Here is a 2,308-nt window from a genome sequence, read left to right as displayed (position 1 = left end):
ATAGCTTAACGCCCTAAACATTCCAAATTTGTTATATATAGTGGCGTTTTATATAATCTTAATCTCATTATATAATCCTGATATGTTTTTCAAACGGAATAAATTATAAACTATAACTAATTCTAATTATGGTATAATATTGCTAGTAACTGAAGGCGTGTGGTGGGAGGTTGCAACCTTTCTTTCTCTTAATTTAGAGGGAAAGGAGGTGTAACCGATATGGAATTTTTACAACAATTATTACAGGACGCTACGAAACTATTCGTAACAGTGTTCATAACAACTTTTGCAACTGCTTGTGCTAACAAGTTAGTAGCAAAACGTAATAATAAAAGTAAAAGAACCACCCAGACGTCTGCCAAACGTAAGAAAGGTGGTTCGAAGAAAAAATAATTAAACTTTGCAATCTACCACCTAACGGCAGCAGTTACAAGTTAGACGGGATGTTACCAGCATCTCGTCTTTTATTATTATGCACATAGTTAGTAAGTTAAAACCTTTAATAAAAGGTTTATCTCTACACTCTCATTATACATTTTATCTCATTGGAAAACAATATCATCTTGTTTGGTATTTTTTATAATGAACTATAGATTGATACTGCTTAAGACTTTCTTATTTTGGTGAGCTTTTTTCAATCACTTCTTTCTTTTTATACATGTCTTTTAATACCGCTTCATTTATTTTCAAATTCGATTTATCAACTAACTTCTTCTATATATAGGATTGTCCTTTTTATCTTTGCATTCCTTTTATGATAATTTGAGATGCATTGAGTTGGTGACTTGCACTACCCCAACAAAATTATTTAATTGAAGCTAATCCGAATACATCAAATGTAAATTTTTAATGATTTCGTTCTACAAATAGGAATTTCAATCGTTTCTGTAGTCACAAGGTAACAAGTGCACAATGTCACCAGTATGGCTTGGAGGATCTCTAGTCCTTCTATCTCTAAGTTTGGCTATCTTGTCGCTCAATAGACATATGAATAGAATTTTATGGTAAAATAGTAAATGTTTTTAAACAAGGGGATGGAGGGGTTTTAAGTGAAACTTAGAAAGATTTTTATGATTTGTTTTTTGTTTATATTCACATTAACTATTGTGACTGGTTGTAGTTCTTCACAAAGTTCTACAACTGTAAAAAACGGAAAGGCATCTTCGTCTTCAAAAAATGTGGAAGTTGAAGTTGAAAATGCTGAGTACGTATTACCATTAAGTGGGGCCATGGGAGGAATAAATAAAGATACAGTATTGAAATTCAAAGTGAGTTTGAAAAATAAAGGGGATGAAATGTTAGAGATATCACCTTATCTCTTTACACTATATCAAGGTGATGAAAAAATGAAGAAATATGATAAGGCTGATTCAGATAAATTACGTTTAATAGAATTAGAACCTGGTAAAAAAACATCGGGGATTCTCTACTATGAAGTGAATAAGGCCTCATCATATGAGCTCGTTTATTCCAATGAAGAAACAAAAAAAAGAGACGATGAAACAGAAAAAGTTTCTTTCAAAATTGATACGCAAGAAATAGAAAAGAATACAAAAGACTTAAACAAGCCAGCTGAAGCTCTAAAATCCTATATAAATGCTATTTATTATGATAAGGATATAAACAAAATTAATAAATTATCCGGTGAAGATGGAAAACAATTTACTCAAAATATACAACAAGAATTTAAAAAAGATGCACTGTCCAGTACGCATAATGGAATTAGTGACCAGGAATTTGAAAACTATTATAAAAAGTTGAAATCTGTATTGCAGGAAAAAGTTACATTTAAAGTAAAATCAGTAGGTTCTTCTCCTGAGGAAGATAAAGTTGAAGTGGAATTAAAAGTAAAACCATTATTATTAAGCGAATTGCAACCAAAATTACATAAGGAAAATGAAAGATTGCTAAAAGAAAATCCAGGAATTGAACAGCCTAAATTATTTAGCCAATCGTTTGGTTACTTTATATCTATTTTGCCAGAAGCAAAAGTTTCAGATAAAGAAAAAGTAATAAAGGTTGAGATGGAGCGATATGGAAAAGAACAATGGCGTTTTTCAAAAGATAAAGTAAACGATTCAGAGGACGTAATGGAAATAATGGGAGAATTTTTAAAACAATAAAAAGATATAAGCGAAAACGAAGTTTGCAACAACCAAACTTCGTTTTTTCGATTTATAATGACTTACAACAACTTTTACCTCCAAAACGATAAAAACACAAACTTTCCATTTAGAGAATATTTTAAAATCTTAGCTTGATGGGCATGTGGGCCTGCCAACAAAACGCGAATTTCGTACGCTAAGGA

The 2,308-nt window shown here is 31.0% G+C and carries 2 protein-coding genes; both read left to right on the top strand.

Annotation, left to right across the window (positions count from 1 at the left end; translation table 11 throughout):
- Positions 1-219: 219 nt before the first annotated feature.
- The gene (locus ABWK52_RS21520; RefSeq protein WP_000395068.1) at positions 220-393 is read left to right on the top strand and encodes a hypothetical protein; all 174 of its coding nucleotides are present in this window, start codon (positions 220-222) and stop codon (positions 391-393) included.
- A 656-nt stretch (positions 394-1,049) separates the two neighbouring features.
- Positions 1,050-2,123, top strand: a complete 1,074-nt coding sequence (locus tag ABWK52_RS21515) for a DUF5105 domain-containing protein (protein WP_086423426.1) — start codon at positions 1,050-1,052, stop codon at positions 2,121-2,123.
- The last annotated feature ends 185 nt before the right edge of the window (positions 2,124-2,308 follow it).

This window comes from Bacillus sp. AP50 (genome assembly GCF_040492675.1).
Lineage (GTDB): Bacteria > Bacillota > Bacilli > Bacillales > Bacillaceae_G > Bacillus_A > Bacillus_A cereus.
This window is presented reverse-complemented; position numbering and strand designations above follow the sequence as displayed.